At 45.7% G+C, this 20,863-nt stretch carries 14 protein-coding genes; 2 read left to right on the forward strand and 12 right to left on the reverse strand.

Annotated elements, in window-relative coordinates; genetic code table 11:
* Positions 1–161 precede the first annotated feature (161 nt).
* From JGK20_RS20565 to JGK20_RS20580, 4 genes are all read right to left on the reverse strand, one after another.
* Positions 162–1,106 carry a GDP-L-fucose synthase gene (locus JGK20_RS20565; protein ID WP_293196668.1) on the reverse strand — a complete coding sequence of 315 codons (945 nt, stop codon included), beginning with the start codon at positions 1,104–1,106 and terminating at the stop codon, positions 162–164.
* A 538-nt stretch (positions 1,107–1,644) separates the two neighbouring features.
* Positions 1,645–2,676 (reverse strand): GDP-mannose 4,6-dehydratase, encoded by a 1,032-nt coding sequence (gmd, locus tag JGK20_RS20570; protein WP_293225815.1) that lies wholly within the window; start codon positions 2,674–2,676, stop codon positions 1,645–1,647.
* A 226-nt stretch (positions 2,677–2,902) separates the two neighbouring features.
* The gene (locus tag JGK20_RS20575) at positions 2,903–3,634 is read right to left on the reverse strand and encodes a sugar transferase (RefSeq protein ID WP_293177969.1); all 732 of its coding nucleotides are present in this window, start codon (positions 3,632–3,634) and stop codon (positions 2,903–2,905) included.
* Positions 3,635–3,905: 271 nt separating this feature from the next.
* Complete coding sequence (locus JGK20_RS20580) at positions 3,906–5,063, reverse strand: glycosyltransferase (RefSeq protein WP_293225817.1); 1,158 nt, start codon at positions 5,061–5,063, stop codon at positions 3,906–3,908.
* A 335-nt stretch (positions 5,064–5,398) separates the two neighbouring features.
* Between JGK20_RS20580 and JGK20_RS20585 the strand changes: the two genes are divergently transcribed.
* Positions 5,399–7,558 carry an iron uptake porin gene (locus tag JGK20_RS20585; protein ID WP_366034752.1) on the forward strand — a complete coding sequence of 720 codons (2,160 nt, stop codon included), beginning with the start codon at positions 5,399–5,401 and terminating at the stop codon, positions 7,556–7,558.
* A 66-nt stretch (positions 7,559–7,624) separates the two neighbouring features.
* Here JGK20_RS20585 and JGK20_RS20590 read toward each other — a convergent pair whose 3' ends face one another.
* From JGK20_RS20590 to JGK20_RS20615, 6 genes are all read right to left on the reverse strand, one after another.
* Positions 7,625–7,879, reverse strand: a complete 255-nt coding sequence (locus JGK20_RS20590) for a hypothetical protein (RefSeq protein WP_293231963.1) — start codon at positions 7,877–7,879, stop codon at positions 7,625–7,627.
* Positions 7,880–8,459: 580 nt separating this feature from the next.
* A complete protein-coding gene (locus JGK20_RS20595; protein ID WP_293185280.1) occupies positions 8,460–8,927 on the reverse strand; it encodes a response regulator in 468 nt (155 codons plus the stop codon).
* A gap of 113 nt (positions 8,928–9,040) precedes the next feature.
* Positions 9,041–9,427 (reverse strand): response regulator, encoded by a 387-nt coding sequence (locus JGK20_RS20600; protein WP_293185282.1) that lies wholly within the window; start codon positions 9,425–9,427, stop codon positions 9,041–9,043.
* Between the two features lie 133 nt (positions 9,428–9,560).
* Positions 9,561–12,527 (reverse strand): PAS domain S-box protein, encoded by a 2,967-nt coding sequence (locus tag JGK20_RS20605; RefSeq protein ID WP_293231965.1) that lies wholly within the window; start codon positions 12,525–12,527, stop codon positions 9,561–9,563.
* Positions 12,488–12,733, reverse strand: coding sequence for a hypothetical protein (locus JGK20_RS20610; RefSeq protein WP_293231967.1), 246 nt, complete (start codon positions 12,731–12,733; stop codon positions 12,488–12,490). Before JGK20_RS20610 ends, JGK20_RS20605 begins: the two co-directional genes overlap by 40 nt.
* Complete coding sequence (locus JGK20_RS20615) at positions 12,699–13,907, reverse strand: response regulator (protein WP_293231969.1); 1,209 nt, start codon at positions 13,905–13,907, stop codon at positions 12,699–12,701. The genes JGK20_RS20610 and JGK20_RS20615 overlap by 35 nt, the downstream gene beginning before the upstream one ends.
* A 720-nt stretch (positions 13,908–14,627) precedes the next feature.
* Here JGK20_RS20615 and JGK20_RS20620 point away from each other — a divergent pair.
* Positions 14,628–15,848: a transposase gene (locus JGK20_RS20620; protein WP_293185284.1), complete on the forward strand. Its 1,221-nt coding sequence runs from the start codon at positions 14,628–14,630 to the stop codon at positions 15,846–15,848.
* A 20-nt stretch (positions 15,849–15,868) separates the two neighbouring features.
* Here the strand turns inward: JGK20_RS20620 and JGK20_RS20625 are convergent, their stop codons facing one another.
* Complete coding sequence (locus JGK20_RS20625) at positions 15,869–17,791, reverse strand: response regulator (protein WP_293185285.1); 1,923 nt, start codon at positions 17,789–17,791, stop codon at positions 15,869–15,871.
* Positions 17,792–18,731: 940 nt separating this feature from the next.
* The gene (locus JGK20_RS20630; protein WP_293185287.1) at positions 18,732–20,579 is read right to left on the reverse strand and encodes an NFACT RNA binding domain-containing protein; all 1,848 of its coding nucleotides are present in this window, start codon (positions 20,577–20,579) and stop codon (positions 18,732–18,734) included.
* Between the last annotated feature and the right edge of the window lie 284 nt (positions 20,580–20,863).

A 20,863-nucleotide genomic window follows, 5' to 3' on the forward strand; every position in this document is an offset into this window, starting at 1 on the left:
GCCGCTCTTTTTCCCTCTGCCTCATCATAGTTTTTTTCCACGATTGTGGGATGTTTGGTTTCACCCTTTTTTAATTCGCCAACAGTCTCTTGAAACCGCCGAGTTTTATAAATAAGATGCAAAACAACCCGGTTCCTTCAAGAAACCGGGTTGTTTTACACTCAAACTGCGTGTTTGCGATACCAATCGATCGTATTTTTCAAGCCTTCTTTAAACTCCACCTCAGCCACAAAACCAAACCTTTCCTTAGCCCTTTGGGTATCCAAACAACGGCGCGGCTGACCATTCGGCTTGTCTGTTTCCCAAACAATTTCTCCCTCATATCCCATCAATTCGCAAATTGTTTCTACTAACTCGCGAATTTTAACTTCGCTATTTGTTCCCAAATTAACCGGGTCAGATTCATTGTAAGATTGAGCCGCCATCACAATCCCGCGCGCGGCATCTGTGGAATACAAAAACTCGCGGCTGGGGCTACCATCGCCCCAAACTGGTAGTGTTTTGTCTCCTCTTTCTTGGGCTTCGTGGACTTTGCGAATTAATGCTGGGATGACGTGGGAACTTTTCGGATCGAAGTTATCTTCTGGGCCGTACAAATTAACTGGTAGCAAGTAGATACCGTTGAATCCGTACTGCTGGCGGTAGGATTGTAGTTGCACTAATAAGGCTTTCTTTGCTATTCCGTAGGGTGCGTTGGTTACTTCGGGATAGCCGTTCCAGAGGTCGTCTTCTTTGAAAGGAACTGGAGTCAAGTTGGGATAGGCGCAAATTGTGCCGACGCAGACGAATTTTTCGACTCCTGCTTCGTAGGCTGCGTGGATTAGTTGCGCGCCCATCATCAAATTGTCGTAAAATAGTTCTGCCGGTTTGATGAGGTTTAAACCGATGCCACCGACGTGGGCTGCTAAGTGTATGATGATGTCTTGTTGGTTGGCGGCGCGCTTGCAGTTTTCCATGATGCGAAGATCGCAGTCGATCGATCGACTAACTGAAATTTTATCAGCATCGGCCCCTGCTTTGACTAATTGGTCGATTACCTGACGGCCGAGGAAACCGGCGCCGCCCGTGACTAGGATGCGTTTGTTGCTTAAATCCAAGCTTGTCATAATTTTATCCTCGGGATTTTCAATAAAGGTCGATCGACAATTTCCAGTCTAAATTTGTTACTTTAGCAAAAAAGCTTTCCGCTACAGCAGGCGCTAACAAGTCAGTTTTAGCTGTCCCAGATAGGGGAAAATTGCTCCGTTTGTATCTGAACGTGAGATTTATGGGTTTCCAGTCCTCAACGTTTTAATGTTTTTGTTGGCCCGCACAGCCGAAAATTTGGCGATCGGTTAAGCTGGTTGTTGGAATGCCCGCACTAATAGCTACAACAATCCTCTCATCACTTGTGAACTGTTTGTATGGGTAATGCCCCGATGCGCGAATCGGGTAACAGACGGGACACTACCCATACAAATTGTTAGCAGTCACCACACCCGGGAACGGATACAAGTCCCTGACAGGATTCGGGGAGTGTCAAAAATTTTAGACTAAGAGTTCCAACTTTCAGATTCATCTGTGGAGTAAGTCCAAAATCTAAAATCTAAAATCTAAAATCTAAAATCTAAAATCTAAAATCGACTGACGGTTTAGTTTTGTGGATCAATCAAATCCGTTGCCAGAACCTCGTTCTTGCTTTTTGAGCGATTTCATGTCAGCATCTACCATTAAATGCACTAACTGCTCAAAAGTTACAGAAGGTTCCCAATTTAATTGCTGGCGCGCCTTAGTCGAATCACCAATCAACAGTTCAACTTCTGCCGGACGCAAGTAACGTTCGTCAAACTCCACATATTTTTGCCAATCTAAATTGACGTAAGTAAATGCCAAATCTAGAAATTCTTTAATGGAATGGGTTTCGTTAGTAGCAATTACGTAATCGTCAGGCTTGTCTTGTTGCAGCATCAGCCACATTGCCTGCACGTAGTCTTTAGCAAAGCCCCAGTCCCGCTTGGAATCGAGGTTGCCCAAATAAAGTTTTTTCTGCTGGCCTGCGACAATTCTGGCAACAGCCCGAGTAATTTTGCGAGTTACAAAAGTTTCGCCACGGCGCGGAGACTCGTGATTGAACAAGATGCCGTTACAAGCAAAAAGTCCGTAGGATTCGCGATAATTTATTGTTTGCCAGTGACCGTAAACTTTGGCACAAGCGTAGGGACTTCTGGGATAAAAGGGAGTTGTTTCCTTCTGCGGAACTTCCTGCACCAAACCAAACATTTCAGAAGAACCTGCTTGATAAAACCGCACTTCTATGCCTGTGCGATTCTGGTAGTCCCGAATTGCTTCTAGTAGTCGCAATACCCCCATCCCTACGGCATCAACCGTATATTCCGGTGAGTCAAAACTGACTCTAACGTGAGATTGAGCGCCTAAGTTATAAACTTCTACAGGCTGAACTTGTTCCAATATTCGGCGGAGAGTAGTGCCGTCGGTCAAGTCGCCGTAGTGCAGAAACAACTTTGCATCCTCGCTGTGAGGATCGACATAGATATGGTCAATGCGATCGGTATTGAAACTAGAACTGCGCCGGATAATGCCGTGAACTTCGTATCCTTTCTCTAACAGTAATTCGCTCAAGTAGGACCCGTCTTGGCCTGTAATACCTGTTATTAGCGCTCGCTTGCGTTGCGTCATCTGATTTTCCTTTGACAGGCTGTGTTAATTCACTTCGGACTTTCAGGGTAGAGGCTGTTGTTGCCTGCCCGTCGTATGCTCAAGCTCTACCTTAACTCACAATTCTTCGATCGGCATCAAGGAAGTGTTTTGTTTGAGTAAAGAGTTTGCCGCTTGCTGTCAGTAGTCAGCCTCAGTGGTCAGTAACAAACAAAACTAACTACCGATGGCTGACTGCCGACAAAAATTAATATGCGCCGTTATTTTTGGGGAAAATCACAACTCCAATTGTTTTGAAAACAATCCACATATCCATCCAAAGGTTTTTGTCATTGGCGTAATACAGGTCGATTTGGACTCGCCGGGGATACGGAATGTCGTTGCGACCGGACACTTGCCACAAGCCTGTAATTCCAGGTCTGATGGTGAGAATTTTGTTGATGTGACGGCCGTATCTCGGCAGTTCTTCTTCAACTAAAGGTCTCGGCCCGACGACGCTCATATCTCCTTTTAATACATTCCAAAACTGGGGGAACTCGTCTAAACTGGTCATTCGTAAAAATCTTCCAATCCAGGTAATTCGAGGGTCTTGTTTAAGCTTGAAATTGTCCTCAAACTCTTGACGCAAATGCGGAGATTTTTCCATGATTTCCAGCAATATGTCGTCCGCATTTTCCACCATCGTTCTAAATTTAAGGCAATAAAACATTTTACGGTTTTTGCCTACTCGTTCCTGTACGTAAAAGATAGGCCCGGACGAGCTTAAGGCGATAGAGAGAGCCAAAAGCAGGTAAACCGGAGCAAACAGGATTAGAACCGATAAGGAAAAGAGAATGTCAAATAACCGCTTGAAAAATTCTCCGTCGAGTCTCTCTAGAGAACGACTTATGCGTCTATCTCCTTGCAGGACAGGCGCAAAACCGCGTCTTGCGATCGCTCGAATTACCTTGCCGGAGATTAGTTGGCTGTCGGCAGTCATCTTACTCCTTCACTTCACACCACACACAGTCACGATCATAAGGCCTCAAGACGCTTTGTTCTCTGAATTATGTTTCAAATACTCAATTTTCTTGCGGAAAGGGGCAGTTGACTGTTGTCAGTTGACTGTTGACGGTTGGCAGTTGGCGGTTGCACTCAGACATGATGGAGGAGACGGCAGTGCCGTGTCCCTACATTAATCACCGTAGGGACACGGCACTGCCGTCTCCTCATTTCGGGCAATGTTGATTCCGGTGCAACCGGAATTGATATCAAGTCTGAGTAAAATCACCGGATTGAAATTCCTGATAGGAGTGTTCCACAAAAGCTAGATAGCGCTGCTCAAAGACTTCCGGGGCAAACTGGGAGGCGCGCAAGCGTGCCATTTCTGGCCCAAATTTGCCTTGCAACTGCTCAAATTCTTCGACAGCTTCGACTATTGCTGCTGGGGTTTGGGAGGGGAAAAATAAACCTGTCCCAGTCTCAGGGTGTTGGCGAATGTCGAGCACTGTCTCCAAAGCGCCGCCTGCTGCATAGGCAATTACTGGTGTCCCGCAAGCTTGAGCTTCTACTAAAGCGATGCCAAAATCTTCGCAAGCTGCATAGACAAAGGCTTTCGCTTCTGCCATGTACTTTTCCACTACGGAGGCGGGCTGCCAGCCGAGTAGTTGCACGTTGGGTTTGGCGATTTGCCGAATCATTTCTAATTCTGGCCCGGTGCCGATGACAATGAGAGTATGCCCGAGTTGATTGAATGCTTGGACGATCGCACTTACGTTTTTGTAGCTTACCAACCGGCACACTGTCACGTAAAAGTCTTGTTTTTGCCGCATCAAGGAAAATCTCTCGATATTTACCGGCGGATAAATCACCTCGGCGCGCCGTCGGTAGCACCGCCAAATTCGGCGTGCGGTGTGTTGGGAGTTGGCGATGAAATAATCGACGCGGTTGGCAGAAATTACATCCCACTGCCGCAGTCGGTGCAACAAATATCGCGTCAGCAAGCCCGGGATGCCCCGTCCGGCTTTGCTGCTGCGTAAATAGTCAAAAGTTAAGTCCCAAGCGTAGCGCATGGGCGTGTGGCAGTAGCAGACGTGCATTTGCCCTGGACTGCTGAGGATGCCTTTGGCGACGGCGTGGGAGGATGAGAGGATGATGTCGTATTCTCGCAGATCTAGTTGTTCGATCGCGATCGGCAGAAATGGCAAATATTTTTGCACGCCGCTGCGGGCCTTGGGGAAATTCTGCAAAAATGTCGTGCCAATCTGTCGCCCGAACAGATAGCTTTCGGGATTCGCCGATTCAAAGTCAATCAGGGCATAGATATCAGCGTCTATGTATTTGAGGATTTCGGCAACTACGAGTTCTGAACCGCCGGTAGCTAAGGGCGTCAACCATTCATGAACTAGGGCGTATTTGAGTTTTTTCACTTTATGTAGTCGATCGAACGATTTGTGAGCGCCAGTTCTGTCAATATTAGTCTTACCGAGGGATCGCTTACGCACCCTCAAGCCATCAACCGTGTTTCTACGCAGGCGACTCGATTGTAGATTTTAGATTTTAGATTTTAGATTTTAGATTTACTCCACGGATTAATCTGGGATTTTGAACAGAAGTCTAAAATTTTGGACTCGAAACTCACCAGCATCGGGTATTTGTAAGAATTTTTTTGGGTGCTTCAAACCAATATTTTTTGGGAGCAACGGGGTTTTTGTCAAATCGGAAATAGCAAAACCGCACTCTGCGGGAAATTTCCCGCCGATTGTTGACAAATAATACTATTAGGCGGAATACTGTAGGTGATTTGCGATCGCCAAAATGTGTGGAACGGGCGATCGAACTAACGTGGTGTGAGGAAAAAATGTCCAAATTTTTGTGGAAAGGACTCTTAACCAGTCCCGCTGTACTAGCAGCAAGTTTAGTCGTATCTTCAACTGCCCTAGCAGCAGAGCAACCTGTAGAAATTGCCGCAGCTCAAGCTAATCAATTGCAATTACCAAGTGCTGCAACCGAGGCAGCACAGCCTGAAATATCAGCAATAACGGCAGAACCAGCGTCAGTAGTTAACAACTTAACTGTTGAGACTATTGAAAATAACAATCTCGCAGCGAAGGTAGCCCCAGTTGCCGAACAAGTCGCATCACCGGAAAACAACGCAGTTGCAGCAGCAGACTTAAGCGAAACCAAACCCGCAGTCGCGCCCGCCAACTTAAATGCCAAGCAACCTGTCGCAGAGCAAATCCCCGCAGTCGCGCCCGCCAACTCCAGCGAAAAACCCGCTGTACCAACTAATGTCAGCGCCGACAAAGCAGCCGCAAAACCCCAGCAGATTTCCCAATCAACTGCTCCAATTGCCCAGCCTCCAGCGCAGTCAAATGTTTTAGAACAAATCAACCAATACAGCGCAGAAGGCAGCAGCGAAGATGCAGTCGGCCAAGTAACCTCCGTTTCGCAACTTTCCGACGTGCGGCCCACCGATTGGGCATTCCAAGCTTTGCAATCCCTAGTAGAGCGCTATGGGTGCATTGCCGGCTATCCTGACGGCACCTATCGCGGCAACCGGGCGATGACTCGCTACGAGTTTGCAGCGGGTTTAAATGCCTGTTTGGATAAAGTCAACGAGCTGATTAAAGGCGGTACCAGGGGTTTAGCCACAAAAGAAGATTTGGCTGCTGTGCAAAAGCTGCAAGAAGAGTTTGCAGCGGAATTGGCAACTTTGCGCGGGCGCGTCGATGCCTTGGAAGCGCGCACCTCTGAATTAGAAGCAAATCAGTTTTCGACTACGACTAAACTCAACGGCGAAGTAATCTTTGCATTGACAGGTATCGCCCGGGGAGAAGATGCTGACGGCCGCGATGCCGATCGAAGCACGGCTTTTGGCAGCAGGGTTCGTCTCAATTTTGACACGAGTTTCACTGGTAAAGACTTGCTGAGAACTCGACTGCAAGTTTTAAATTTGGGTGCGTTTTCTACTAATAATACTAAAACTGCTGAAGGGGAATTGCGGTTTAACGCCGGGCCTTTTGGAACAGCTAGCAATACAGTCGGTTTAGATGCGCTGTTTTACCAATTTCCCCTCGGCAAAAGCACTACTGTAATTCTCGAAGCCAATGCCGGTGCCGCTGACGATTTTACTAACACTGTCAATCCTTACTTTGACGGAGATGGCGGTAGCGGTGCTCTTTCTAACTTCGGCACTCGCAACCCGATTTACTATTTGACTGCGGGTACTGGTATCGCTGTGCGGCAGCAATTGGGAGAAAAACTTGAGCTGAGTTTGGGATATTTGGCCGGCAACGCTGCAAGCCCGACGCAGGGTAACGGTTTGTTCAACGGTTCTTACGGCGCTTTGGCTCAGTTGACTTTCAAACCGACAAGCACTATGGCTTTAGGTTTAACTTACGTCAATTCCTACAACTTCGTCACTGGTACGGGCAGCAACGCTTCTAATTTTCCGGTACGTCTCGGTTCCTTCGGCATCGACAGCGACAATAATCTGCCAGTTTCTAGCAATTCCTACGGCGCCCAAGCTTCGTGGAGAGTGCGGCCTGGATTGGCAATTGGCGGTTGGGCTGGTTACACTAACCAGCGCATTTTATCTAACTTGGCTACTCCTACCGGTTCTGTGCAGCGCGGAGACCAAAAAATCTGGAACTGGGCTGTTACTGTGGCTTTTCCCGATTTGTTGAAAGAGGGAAATGTGGCGGGCTTTCTGGTAGGTATGGAGCCGCGAGTAACAAGTTCTACTAATCGGACTTTGCCGGAAGATAAGGATACTTCTCTTCACATTGAAGGGTTCTATCAGTTTAAGTTGAGCGACAATATTTCGATCACTCCGGGTGTGATTTGGCTGACTGCTCCTGACCACAATAAGAGTAATTCTGATTTGGTAATTGGGGTGGTGAGAACTACGTTTACTTTCTAGGCTCAGCCCTTTTGGTTTTTGGCTTTGGGATTTGGGATTTGGGATTGGCAGTTTTAATCTCAAATCTCAGGCCGCCAATTTCAAACTGGTTGAAAAACTCAGATTCTGTGGCACCCATGCTTTATTGAGAGTTGCTATAGATGGCAATGAACAATATTGGTTAAGATTGTAGACGGGCATTTCTTGCCAACACTCGCGACAAAACCAGTACACCTGATGCTGGCGAAAGTGACGCAGCATCGGATTGGAGCAGCAGGGACAGTCTGTATTCTGGTTAACTTGACCGAGGATTTGATTTGAGCTGCCTGCGTCGTCTATCATAAAAACCTCTTTTTTAAATCAGATGTATTTCACTGTTGTTGGAAAGTGCTGTAACCTGGCTTGAAACACCAACACCATGACTGTAAAAGTGAAAAGTAAAGATTTGGTAAAAAATATAAGGTTGTTAATGAATTGAGTTAACTTGAAATATTTCGCAACAATAAATAGTTAGACTTGTTAAAAAATGCAGGTTGAGGGAAGCTCCAAACTCTTATGCAGTAAGTCATTCCCTTTCTGTCAAGTATTGCTAAAACCTAATTAATTGTTGGGTGGAGTGAATGTCCGAGTTGTTTGTACTCAGCTCGCGCAGAGGTGCGTCGCTATGAATTTGTTGATTTTTTGGCGAGGGATTTTGAGTGGCGGCACACCCTACGGCTAGTAAGAAATGAGAATTAAATAACTTACAATTTTTATTAGACCTCTTGCAAAAGTCCTTTTAATCAAATTTTGGGACGGGCTAGAAGCCCATCCCACAAGAAAAAAGATTTTTGTGGGATGGGCTTCTAGCCCGTCCTAACTATCCCGTCCCACAAATATGTGTAAATTCTTTCGCGATCCTCAGACTGAGGGATGTGAGATTTTAGTCTAAGTCCCAGCCTAAGGCCTGAGCAATCTGAACGGACAGCATAGCTGGATCGAGGGGATTTACAATCACTGCTGCTATTTTATCTTGTGGGAACAAGCTCTGTTGTAGATCGACCCATTTCGCTTTGAGAGTTAGCAGCACAACTGGAATTGCTTGGGTTGTGGGCAGTGTTTTTAGTTGTTTGAGAAATAGGAATTCATCTATGGCGCCAGTGGAAATATCCAAAATTATGCTATCGGGCTGATAGAGTATTGCTTGTCGCAAGCCTTCCAGGGTTGAATTGGCAACTCGCACGTTCCAACCTCCTAAGTCGGTTAAACAAGCTTTTACTACTTCCTGCATATTTGGTTCTTTGTAAATCAGTAAAATTGTTTTGGTGGTCATAGCAACCACTTCCAAAGCCTTCATTTGATTTTGATATTCGAGATACTGCGTGACATCATTGAATAACTGAAAAAGCATTCATGTAGTCTCCTCTTATGCTAAGAGCTTTTAGCTGTATCCCGGAAGCCTAGATAACCACGGTAAGGAATTGGTAAAGATTTTACTATCGTTACAAAACTTGACAAATAATCTTAAAATTCTTCATCCCACCCCAAAATCTCTGCGACTTCTACCGTCAGGCTGGTGGGTTGGATTGGTTTGGCAATTACGCCTGTGACGCCCATTTGGGCAAATTTTGCCCGATCGCTCGGCAGGACTTTTGCTGTCAGCAGAATCACCGGAATCGATCGCGTCTTGGGATCGGATTGAAGGCGATCGTACACAGCAAATCCATCCATTCCCGGCATAGATACATCGAGCAAAATGGCTGATGGTTGTTGTGTTTGGACTATTTGTAAACACTCTTCTCCCGATGCTGCTACCAGCGTTTCCCATCCGCCTAGATCTTCTAAACACGCTTGCACCAATTCTCGGAGGTGTTCTTGATCGTCAACTACTAGAATTAATCTGTCAGTCATGGGATTTGAGATTTTAGATTTGGGATTTTAGATTTTAGAGAGTCCTGGGCGTTAGGTACGTAGTTGCGCTTCAGCGCTCTAAATTATGAAAGAGCGCTGAAGCGCAACAACATACCTTTATTGAAGGTGACAGTTATTCGATCGCAGGTAAGGGCAATGTAAAGAAAAATGTGCTGCCTTCACCTAAAATACTTTCTGCCCAGATTTTTCCACCGTGCTGCTCAATAATACTGCGACAGATGGGCAATCCTAACCCGGTTCCTCCTTTTTCGCGGGAATCTGAGGCATCGACTTGTTGAAATCGCCCAAAAACGAGTTCTAATTTATCGGCTGGAATGCCGCGCCCGCGATCGCGAACTTGGAACAGCACGCAGTCTGTTTGGTTTTCCGCACTCAGGTAAATGGTGGCACCGACAGGCGAAAATTTAAGAGCATTACTAAGTAAATTTGTCAAGGTTTGGAGGATGGCATCTGCTGCGGCCCAGACTTCTGCATCGGTGGGGATAATAATTAATGAAATCTGGTGTTGATTGGCGATCGCCTGGAGGGCATCTACTACTTGCTGCATCAAATCTGCGGCTTTGCAAAGGGTTTTATCGAGAAATGCTCGCCCGGACTCCAGCCGTTCCAAATCTAAAATATCATTCACCAGGTTTACCAAACGATTGGTATCAAGTAGGGCAATTTCGATCATGCGCCGGGACTTTTCGGGTTTTTTATCGTAAATTCCAGTTTTTAATAGTCCTAAGGACATTTGAATTGCTGTCAGAGGAGTACGCAGTTCGTGGCTGACAATGCCGATGAATTCATCCTTAATTTGTTCGATTTTGTTGCGTTCGGTGATATCTTCGCCAATGCTGATACTGCCGATCACGGTTCCATCTGAATCTTGCAGCGTTGTATTGTTCCAAGCAATGAATCGTTCTTCGCCGGATTTGGTCAAGATGACATTTCGATAATAGGGATGAGCATTGTGAGTCAAGAGTTGCAAGAAGTCGGCTTCAGTTGATTTTATACTAGAACTAGGCAAAAAGTTTTCAAACCAATTTTTGCCTAAAACTTCTTCGTGAGTATACCCTGTGAGACCGACAAAAAATGGATTGACGTAGTTGATATTTCCCGACGCATCGAGTCCGACAACAATCAACTGCACATTCTCCAAAAGCGATCGCCAGCGCCGTTCGGCTTCTCGAATTATAGCTTCTGCTTGCTGGCGTTCTTGCAATTCGAGTTCAAGTTGGGTGTAGAGTTGGGATTGCTGAATGGCGATCGCCAATTGGCTGCTAATCTGTTCGAGTAATTCAATTTCCCAAGATTGCCAATTGCGAGGTGCAGTATTTTGGTAGATGATTAACAATCCCCAGAGGAATTCTCCCGAAAATATGGGAACTGCCAAATATGCTTTGGCTTGAAATTGTTGCAAGAGTTGGATGTGACAGGGATGAAGTCCAGCTTCGTCAATATCGGCGATCGCAAAGGTTTCGTGATTGCGGAAGCGACCTCCTTTAGTTTCTTGCAGGTAGACATCTTCACAAGCTTTTTGAATATTGCATTCCACCAGTTTTACCCACTGCGGATCGACTGACTCCACCACAAAATCTCCACTCCAATCGGGAGTGAAACGATAAATCGCAGCGCGATCGACTTGTAATGTTTGCTTGACTTCTGTGACGGTAGTATTCAGAATGTCCTTGAGGTCTAAAGATTGGCGAATCGCTTGAGTAATAGTCCAGAGCAAACTTTCTTGTCGGGATTTCTGTTCTAGAGCTAATCGGCGCTGTTCTTCGCTCTCTCGCAAGGCTAATTCAGCTTGTTCTCGCTCTCTTTGGCTCTGTTTGCGATCGCTGATATCAAACAATGTTGAGCGGGTCATCATAAAGTTGCCTGCTGCATCTTCTATCGCGGTAGCATTCAGGTTAAACCAACGGCTTGAGCCGTCTTTAGTGGACATCTCGAACTCCAGGTTTTCGACCCAGCCTTGTTGTTTTAACTTGGGAAAGTTTTCATAAAAAACTTGTTTGCCATCTGGTGATAGCAGATCCAAAAACTTAATTTTATACAGCAGTTCATCCCGGGTATAGCCTAACCACTTTAGTTCTGTATCATTAATCCGAACCATTGTCCCCTCGGCATCCAGGGAGTGATAGCCACAGGGAGCATTATTGTAGAGGTCTTCTACTTCATGGATATATTGCTGCAAGACTAATTCTGCTGCTTTTCGCTGGGTAACATCACTGTTAATTTCTAGGATTTTAATTGGTCTACCTGCATCATCTTTTTGCACAACCCAACGGCTAGATACAGTAATTTGGCGATCGTCCCTAGTGTAATGAATTAGTTCTCCTTCCCAGTAACCTGTTTCAAACAGTTCTGCTTGAATTTCTGCCAATGGCTGCGGAAATTGCGTTTTGAACAAACTGTGCGATTCTTGTCCGAAGGCCTCGGCTTTTGTCCAGCCATACATCAACTCGGCTCCCTGATTCCAAAAGGTGATGACTGAGTTTAAATCCCAGGTGATAATACTATCGTGGGCGAGATCGAGCAGTTGTGCTTGTTCTGTGAGGAGTTGATAGGCGTGGTCTTTTTCGAGTAAGGTAACTAACAGACGATCGTTGACTTCGGTGAGTTGGGCTGTTCTTTCTGTTACCCGTTTTTCGAGTTCGGTATTGATTTGTTGGAGGGCAATTTGTGCTTGTTTGCGATCGGTAATATCTTCAGTGAAGAGAATGATGCCACCAACATCGCCATTGCTGCGATACCAGGGGTGAATTTCCCACCGCAACCATTGCAGGGAGCCATCTGAGTGTACAAACCGATCTTCATCGCATTTTTCAATGAAACCTGCGAAACCGCGCTGGTGGAATTGCTTCCACTCCTCTGGAATATTCGGAAAAAGCTCGTAGTGCGATCGCCCAATTATCGATCCTAGGTCATTGAGCAGATATTCATCAACCCATCGCTGGCTGGCGGCTAGGTAACACATGGAGCGATCGAACATCACAATACTGGCGGGAGCATATTTGATGAACAATTGCAGTTTTTCCTGAGTCTCCTCTAATGTTAGTTCTGCTTGTTTGCGTACCAGGGGTGAACTTCCCACCGGAACCATTGCTGCGATCCATCTGGATAGATTAATTTATCTTCTTCGCATTTCTGAACAAGCCCTGCAAAACCGCGCTGGTGGCTTTGTTTCAAATGAAGAGGCAGATCGGGAAAAAGCTCGTAGTGCGATCGCCCAATTATCGATTCTAGGTCATCGATCTCAAATTCATCAACCCATCGCTGGCTGGCGGCTAGGTAACACATAGAGCGATCGAACATCACAATACTGGCGGGAGCATATTTGATGAACAATTGCAGTTTTTCCTGAGTCTCCTCTAATGTTAGTTCTGCTTGTTTGCGCTCTGATGGCAATACTAGCTTGTGCAGACAACTGTCGCAGCAATTCTATTTCTGAAGCTTGCCATTCTCGCGGCGCAACGCAGTGATGAGCAATTAGCAAACCCCAAAGATTTTCACCTTGGAGAATCGGCACGACTAAATTTGCCCTGACTTGGAGATTTGTCAGAAATTCTAGGTGACAGGGAGCAATTTGTGCCCTATAAATATCTGATTTAGCGGTGACTAAGCCTTGTCTGAAGCGTTCAAAATAGCTTTCACTAAGGCAAGGATCGTGTATCTGAGTGGATAGGATTGGTCTCGCTTCTGAACCAACTGACTCTACCACAACCCTGCCGCTCAAGTCTGGGGCTAATTGAAAGATAATTACGCGATCGCAGAGCAGAATATTTCTAATTTCTGTTACCGTGGTGTTGAGAATATCTTCTAATTTCAGGGAATCGCGGATAGCAAGTGCTGTTTTAGCCAGGATTTGCTGTTGCTGTCGCTGCCATTCCCGTTCTCTCATCAGTTGGCTGTGTCGCAGAACATAGCTAATGGAACGCTGCAAAACTTCTGGGGTAATCTGGCTTTTTTGTAAATAATCCTGAGCGCCGCTTTTGAGTAAATCAACGGCCATTTGTAGATTTCCCTGCCCTGTAAGCACGATCGCAGGAAGCGTATTTCGCCCAGTCTGTTGCAGCAGTTCCTCCAACAACTCTAACCCATCTATATCGGGTAAATAGTAATCTAGTAGCAAAATATCTGGGATCTCGTGCTGACACCATTGCAGCGCATCTTCACCGTTATCAAATTCGACAATATTGTAGGTGCGATCGCTATCTTGCAACAAAAATCGGCGGTAGGTAGCGCGATCGACTTCTGAGTCGTCTACGAACAGAATCGTGTATTGGCCAGTTGCTTCAGGGCGGGTGGCCAAACCCAGAGAGTCCGGGAGGGTTAAGGTTGGCACTGCCGATGCTGTCGGTGGTAGCCCAGTTGCGGATTGCGATCGTCCAGCCTGCTGGAGAGCCGCCACTTCTGAGCGCAACAACTCTAATTCAGCAATCAGTTCGTCTTTAGTTTTGTCGATGTCTTCCATACTATTTAATGTTTTTGAAAGTGGTGATAAATAAAATCAGATTATGATAATTTTGGTAAAATTGAAAATTCAAACCAATATCGAAATAAAGTGTGTATCGTCTCGGTCAAATTAGAGATCCCCATTTGTTTCAAAATATAACCATTCGCCCCTTGTTTGTAGCATCTAGGTAAGTCTAGTTCATTCAGTTGACAGTTGACTGTTGACTGTTGACAGCAACCTCTTCCGGTCAGTCCGAGGATTGGAGTAATGAATGCTCTTCTTTTAATTTATACGCCAAACCCAGAGGCTTTCAAGCAATTATTTCTGGTGAATTGTCAACACTCGTTTACCCTACTAATAATGTTGCATGATTTTTTCATGTTGGTATTACTGAGAAAGTCGAAAAATGTTAGAATGAATGGTTTTAGCTAGAACAGCAGAAACCCCACACTGAATTTAGAGGGGGATTAATCGAGGCATCGCCGAGTACCCCTGATAAATCAGTGTGGGATGAATGCGCGACTGACGGAGGTACGGAGTCAGTCATTAAATGTCAGGGAGAGTCGATCGATCCACATCTCTATCATCTGGGTGATAGTCTGCTCTCTCGCTGTCGCGACTGCCCTCAGTTTATTGAGACGCTTTTCCGACAATCGAATGTGAAGATTCTTATCTTTCATTGGGTGTGTTGTTAACGCGAACACAATTATGATATCATAATTGTCAAGGAGGGTAATCATGAGAACGGCATATCAGTATAAACTACGTCCAACCAAACAACAGGTAGTAGAGCTAGACAGATGGTTGTCAATGCTGTGTTCGCAGTACAACTATCTGTTGGCTGATAGATTCAACTGGTACGAACAAAATCGTTCTCCTGTTAATGCCTGTCCTCTCGTCTGCTACTTGCCTGAACTGCGAGACAATCCTGATTATTATTCACAGAAGAAAACGTTACCTCAGCTTAAGAAAACGCATCCTTGGTATGGCGAGATTTACTCGCAAGTCCTTCAAGATATAGTCAAGCGAGTTAAGACAACCTTTGATCGTTTTTTGAAGGGTGACAGCAACGGGAAACGTAGTGGCAAACCTCGTTTCAAATCGCGGAGTCGTTATCGCACTTTTACTTATCCACAGATGAAGGATGGGTGCTTGCAAGATTACTCAATTAGCTTGCCAATGTTTGGTAAAGTTAAAGTTGTTTTGCATCGTCCTATCCCGGATGGGTATAAAATCAAAACCGCATCTGTAACTAAGAAAGCGGATGGCTACTACCTGACGCTTTCATTAGAAGATAAAGCCGTTCCAGAGATAAAGCCGGACTTCAATCCTAATTCAATAACAGGCATTGATGTAGGGCTGAAGGAATTTTTAACAACCTCTGAGGGCGAAACAGTCGCGATTCCTCAATACTACCGCAAAGCTCAAAAGCGTCTACGAGTCGCTCAAAAACGAGTCTCACGTCGCAAGAAAGGTAGCAACCGAAGGAAGAAGGCCGTTAAACAGTTAGGGAAGTGCCACAAAAAAGTAGCTGATAGGCGTAAAGATTTCCATTTCAAAACAGCAAGCAAGCTGCTATTAAAATATGACGTTATCGCACACGAGGATTTAAACGTCAAAGGTCTAGCTCGTACAAAATTAGCTAAATCTGTGTTGGACGCTGGGTGGTCAAGCTTTCTGTCGATTCTAACAAACAAAGCCGAAAATGCTGGTTTGTTGGTTGTTCCAGTAAGTGCCTATAATACTTCACAAGATTGTTCTAATTGTGGCGAGAAAGTACCAAAAAAGCTGCATATTCGTTGGCACAGTTGCTCGTGTGGATGTGAGCTAGATCGTGACCATAATGCAGCGGTAAATATAAAAAATAGAGCGGTAGGGCATTCCGTTCTTAAAGCCAAGAGCCTCCTAAGCGATAGCCGGATTGTCTTGGAAGCCCACACTATATCCGCTTCGGATTAGTGTGGGAGATGTCACTAAGTTTAAGTATTTCTCTGCTTGAGGCGCGGATTGGTGCGCTTGATGCGGCTGAGTACCCGCGTCACTAATTCTGGCCCTAGAACTGGTTTGGTAATGAAGTCATCGGCTCCGGCTACAAAGGCTTGGCTGAGGGAATCTGCATCGGTGTGAGCAGTTACAACTAAGATTGGCAAATCTCCCCACTGCGTATCCTGCCGCACCACCTGGCACAACTCTAGCCCGCTAATTTGTGGCATCTCCAAATCGAGTATGACTAAGTTGGGCGAAGTTGTAACCAGCACCTCCCAAAATCCTTGAGGATCGGTTAATTTTATCACGTGCAAACCCCAAGGTATTAGCAGTGCAGATAAGTGAGCTAAAATGGCAGGATCGTCATCAACAATTAATACTTTGGCTTGCGGGGCTTTAGTTTTGGTTAAGATACGGGATATGGCTTGAAAAATTTGGTCGGTGGTGGCAGGTTTGTGTAAAAATTGTTTGGCACCTAGGCGAGATACTGCTAGCCGATCGCCCAAACTGTCGCGCCCTGTAAATACAATTACGGGCAGGTTGGGCGATCGCTCGTTGAGTTCTCGCAGCAGCGTCAATCCATCTTCTTCTGTGTCGGGAAAGCTTAAATCTATTAAAATCAGATCGGGCATTGACATAGCCAAGCGCGATCGGGCAGCAGCGACATTCGGAGCAATTTTCATCCGAATTTTCCAAGTTTCGGATTCTGCTTTTAAGGATTCCGTCAAAGCAGTATCATCGTCAACTACTAGCACTCGATGACATACCGCGGTAGGCACTGGTGAATTGGTTGACGTAACTGTTGGTTTGGCTAATTCCTGCTCTAATCCTGTCACTACTTCCGAAAATCGTGTGATTTCTTCAGCAGTGAAAGGGCGAAGAACACCACAGGCGTTGACTGGGCTAACGGAGATTAGTAAATGCTCTGCCGATCGCGCTAATTTCGATCCTTCTGGATACCCAAAGGATGCCATAGAGCCTGCTAATTTATGCGCTTCATGCTTAGCGGCTCGATATAATTCGAGTTCCAAATTTCCGGCAATCATAGCGGTTTTTGCTTCCGACAAGACGGCAATTTGTTGCTGAAATACTCCTCGAAACCGCTCTAGCACTTTGTCAATCGCAGACGGATCTCCAGCGCGAGATTTCTGTTTGTTGGTGCTGTTGGTGCTAGAATTGTTTGAAAGCAGCGGTGCGGATTGGGGACTTCGCTTGAGTCGATAGCCCATGCCATAAACTGTTTCGATCATTTCTTCAGTCAAGCCGCCTGCTTTGAGTTTTTTTCGGATATCCTTAATATGAGTGTTTATGGCGCGATCGGTTGGTACATCGTCAAATCCCCACAGGCGATCGAGAATGGCGCTGCGGCTGAAGATGCGATCGGGATTTCGCATAAACAATTCCAGCAGGTTGTATTCTTTGGCTGTCAGTGAAATAAGTTGTTCGCCAAAGGTTACTCGCCCTGAATCCATGTCTAAACAAAGATTTCCCCAAGTCAATGTAGTGGATGAGTCTTTAGCAAAACTCCCAGGAGAAACTGCTTTAGAGCGCCGCAATAATGTGCGGATTCTTGCTAGCAATACTTCCGTACCGCAAGGCTTGTTGATGTAATCATCGGCTCCGGCGTCGAACCCTGCTACCACATCGGCATCTGAATCGTTTGCTGTCAGTAACAGGATCGGTTTGCGGTAGTTTTGCGATCGCAGTTGCCGGCACAGACTAATCCCATCTAGTTTTGGAACCTGCACGTCGAGCAAAATCAGGTCATACTCAATCAATGTTGCCAAGTCTAAGCCCGCTTGTCCGTCGCTGGCGCGATCGATCGTGTAGTCATTTGCTTCCAACACCTTTGCCAGTGTCGCACTCAGTAATGTATCATCTTCTACTAGCAGAATTCTGATCGGAGACTTGTTCATTGTGGTTGTAGGGTGCAATTCCGATGCGCTCAAGGCTGGTGGTGTAAGGCATTGGTCTTTCTTCTCATTCGATCGTAGGTTTGAATTTTAGAATATTCGGGCGATCGGACTTATTGATAATTTATTCATGCTAAGGGAGAATTAGTTGTGGGTCAGATTAATTTTAATTGATTGTATTAAAAAAAATTGCCTTTTTTTTTTAGGGTTCACACCTTGACTGCGAGCATTCAATCAAGTATAATTAAATAATGGAAATACTGGCAAAATTAAATTTTAAGTCACCACTTCCATTATCTAAAATATACCCCGGAAGTTGAGCAAAGTCAATAGGTAATAGTTCTTTTTTAGGGCGAATTTTTCAGAAGAAGCGATCGATCGCACTAACTAATTGTAGTTTAGACTTATTGTATAAATTTTTGAGTAATACGAAAACCGCAGATTTAAAGCAGATTGACGCAGATTAACGCAGATGAATTTCTAGATAGTCTGGGAATCAGTGCAAGAGGAAAAACGATCGTAAATTACAGAAAATTTGTACAATCAGAGGTGAGACGAGCAATTGCATTCATTCACTTTCCTCTCTTAAAAAGCATCTGCGTTAATCCGTGTTCATCTGCCTGACATCTGCGGTTGCCGGATCCAGCAAAGATTTATGGAATAAGTCGTCTTGTAGTTCTAAGTTTAAACAGAAACGACCAGCTTTAGCAAAAGCTGGTCTGCACAAAAAGTTAAATCCGTTGTGTTTTTTCCCACAGTGTTTTTCTCACAGTGAGGAAACCCAAGTTGCACGTTTCTTTGCAGCGGGTTATAACAGCAATATCATCCCTCTTGAGGGGTATTTTTGCAATAAATTTTAATTATTTGTAATAAAAGGTTACATAGGAGACGGATTTTTGTGGTGGGGGTTTGAGTGGTTATTGGATGCGGACTGAAGTCCTCACTACGAACCTGCCGGGGCTTGCTGCGGCCGACCCCAGACAATTCGCTCTTGCTTGTACACAACCATACCAGGCTTCGCACCCTTCGGCTTGTACACATATTTCGGTTCTGTATAAACCACCGGAACTTGTTCGCTGTGGCGGGCGCGACTGTAGTATGCAGTCATGTCTGCCGCAAATTGCAAATCGGTTTCTTCAGCAACTGTACCGGGTGTGAGGCGCAGCAAGGCGTGACTTCCGGGAATCTCTAGGGTGTGAAACCATAAATCGTAGTCGTTGGCTGTACGAAAGGTGAGTTGGTCGTTTTGGCGGTTGTTGCGCCCGATTAATAGTTCAAAGCCGCTGGGGGTTTGGTAGCGGTGAAATTCGATCGCAGCATTTTTGTCACTGCCACGGTAATCTGATACAACTAGATATTTTTGCTGAATCAGTTCTTCGCGGATTTCGGCGAGGGTTTGCAAATCTTGGGTGTTGCGGTAGGCTTCTAATACCGAAAGTGCGGCTTCGACTTGTTCTAAATAGTCGATTTCTTCTTGTACTGCTGCTAACAACGGTTCTACTGCAATGCGAGCTCTTTTAAGTTTTTGGTGTTTTTTGTAAATTGCTTGAGCGTTTTGAACGGCGTTTTTTTCCACGTTTAGTGGAATAATTACTGGTTTTTCGGTTTCAAAGTCTGGGAGAGAAATTGATTTCATTCCCGGTTTCCAATGCTGCAAGTTTGCCATTAACAAGTCGGCTTGGGATTTGTGAGTGTCTGCATCTGCTGATTGCTGCAAGCGTTCTTTAAATGTGTTGGCTTTGAGGCGCAGTTTTGCTAGGACGTTGTTGAGTTTTTGGGTTAGTTGATGCCGCAGTTGGGCAAATACTTGTTGGTTGATTTCGCCTGTGTAGTAACTGTTGAGTAATTGTTGAACGGAAGAGAAGGAAGAAGGAAGAGGCAAGAAGGAAGAAGGAAGAGTGGAGTTAGATTCGTTGGCAGATTCAGCTTCTGAATAGAAGGAAGAAGGAAGAGGGGAATTAGATTTGTTTTCGGGATTTGTTTCTTTTTCGTCTGGTTTTGGCCAGTCGATGACGCTGTAGCCTTCGGGGGTAAAACTTGGTTGAAATTTGGAGTTTTCTAGACATTGCAACCAGTACAGCCAGCGATGAAATAGTTGCTGCCATTGGTGGGGATTTAGGCTGTCTGTGGATTGTTCGGGGTCGAGATTTGCCGATCGAATCATCGATACAACTAAGACTTTACTCAACCCTCGGTAATTCTTCAACAGATTGGTCTTTAATTGCCCGGGAACCAGGCTAATTCGTTCTTTCCAGCGATCGAGAGATTCGATCGCACTTGGCACTGCATCCGTCAAAGACGGGGGCAATTCGTAGGGTTGCCCGGTTTGGATGGGACGCACGCTGGACTGTTTGGCGCTGACTTGGTGGGCGCAGGTGACAACGAGATTGTCTTCGGCGGTGAGGATGACGTTGCTGTATTTGCCCATGATTTCGGCGTAGAGATGCCAGAGGGCGTGTTCGCCGGGGCGTTTGGCGAATTGCAAGTCGATGACTCTTTCCCAAGGAGACACGGGGGCGATGGAAACTAAGGCTAAACCGCTGAGTTGGTGTCGCAGTTGTTCGCTGAAGGTGAAGGTGTCGGGAATTCGGGGCGGGGAGTCGCCGACGCAGATGCGGGCGGCTGCTGGATGGGATGAAATGTCTATCCAGCCGCGTTGGTTCATGGTTCGCAGGGCCAGGGACACTGTGAATCGATCGCGCTGGTAGACTTGTTCTAAGCGCGCTGGCAGCCATTGGGTTCGCAGTTCGCTGCAAGCTGCGGTTAATGTTGTAAAGTCTACGGGTTGCACGGTGGCCTCTTTTTGCGATCGATCGAGCTATGTATTTCTATGCTGACAGATGTTGGTCGTATTTGACCGATAGTATCAAAGTTTTGTGCCAATTTTTGATAATCGGCCGATCGCAAATCCGGGCACAAGAATGTGCGATCGCATTTGGGAAAATACAGGACACAACAAATAGGTTTGTAGTAAGGACTTTAGTCCTCTCATTTTGATGCGGACTAAAGTCCTCACTACGAACCTATCTTTATTTGTTCGTAGTGAGGACTTTAGTCCTCTGATTTGATGCGGAC

It is taken from the genome of Microcoleus sp. PH2017_05_CCC_O_A (genome assembly GCF_020738785.1).
GTDB lineage: Bacteria > Cyanobacteriota > Cyanobacteriia > Cyanobacteriales > Microcoleaceae > Microcoleus.

Bases quoted from the DNA above. Each gene is read 5' to 3' on its own strand.
- JGK20_RS20565 (WP_293196668.1), bottom strand. From the start codon at position 1,106: ATGACAAGCTTGGATTTAAGCAACAAACGCATCCTAGTCACGGGCGGC.
- gmd (WP_293225815.1), bottom strand. From the start codon at position 2,676: ATGACGCAACGCAAGCGAGCGCTAATAACAGGTATTACAGGCCAAGAC.
- JGK20_RS20575 (WP_293177969.1), bottom strand. From the start codon at position 3,634: ATGACTGCCGACAGCCAACTAATCTCCGGCAAGGTAATTCGAGCGATC.
- JGK20_RS20590 (WP_293231963.1), bottom strand. From the start codon at position 7,879: ATGATAGACGACGCAGGCAGCTCAAATCAAATCCTCGGTCAAGTTAAC.
- JGK20_RS20595 (WP_293185280.1), bottom strand. From the start codon at position 8,927: ATGCTTTTTCAGTTATTCAATGATGTCACGCAGTATCTCGAATATCAA.
- JGK20_RS20600 (WP_293185282.1), bottom strand. From the start codon at position 9,427: ATGACTGACAGATTAATTCTAGTAGTTGACGATCAAGAACACCTCCGA.
- JGK20_RS20610 (WP_293231967.1), bottom strand. From the start codon at position 12,733: ATGTGTTACCTAGCCGCCAGCCAGCGATGGGTTGATGAATTTGAGATC.
- JGK20_RS20615 (WP_293231969.1), bottom strand. From the start codon at position 13,907: ATGGAAGACATCGACAAAACTAAAGACGAACTGATTGCTGAATTAGAG.
- JGK20_RS20620 (WP_293185284.1), top strand. From the start codon at position 14,628: ATGAGAACGGCATATCAGTATAAACTACGTCCAACCAAACAACAGGTA.
- JGK20_RS20625 (WP_293185285.1), bottom strand. From the start codon at position 17,791: ATGAACAAGTCTCCGATCAGAATTCTGCTAGTAGAAGATGATACATTA.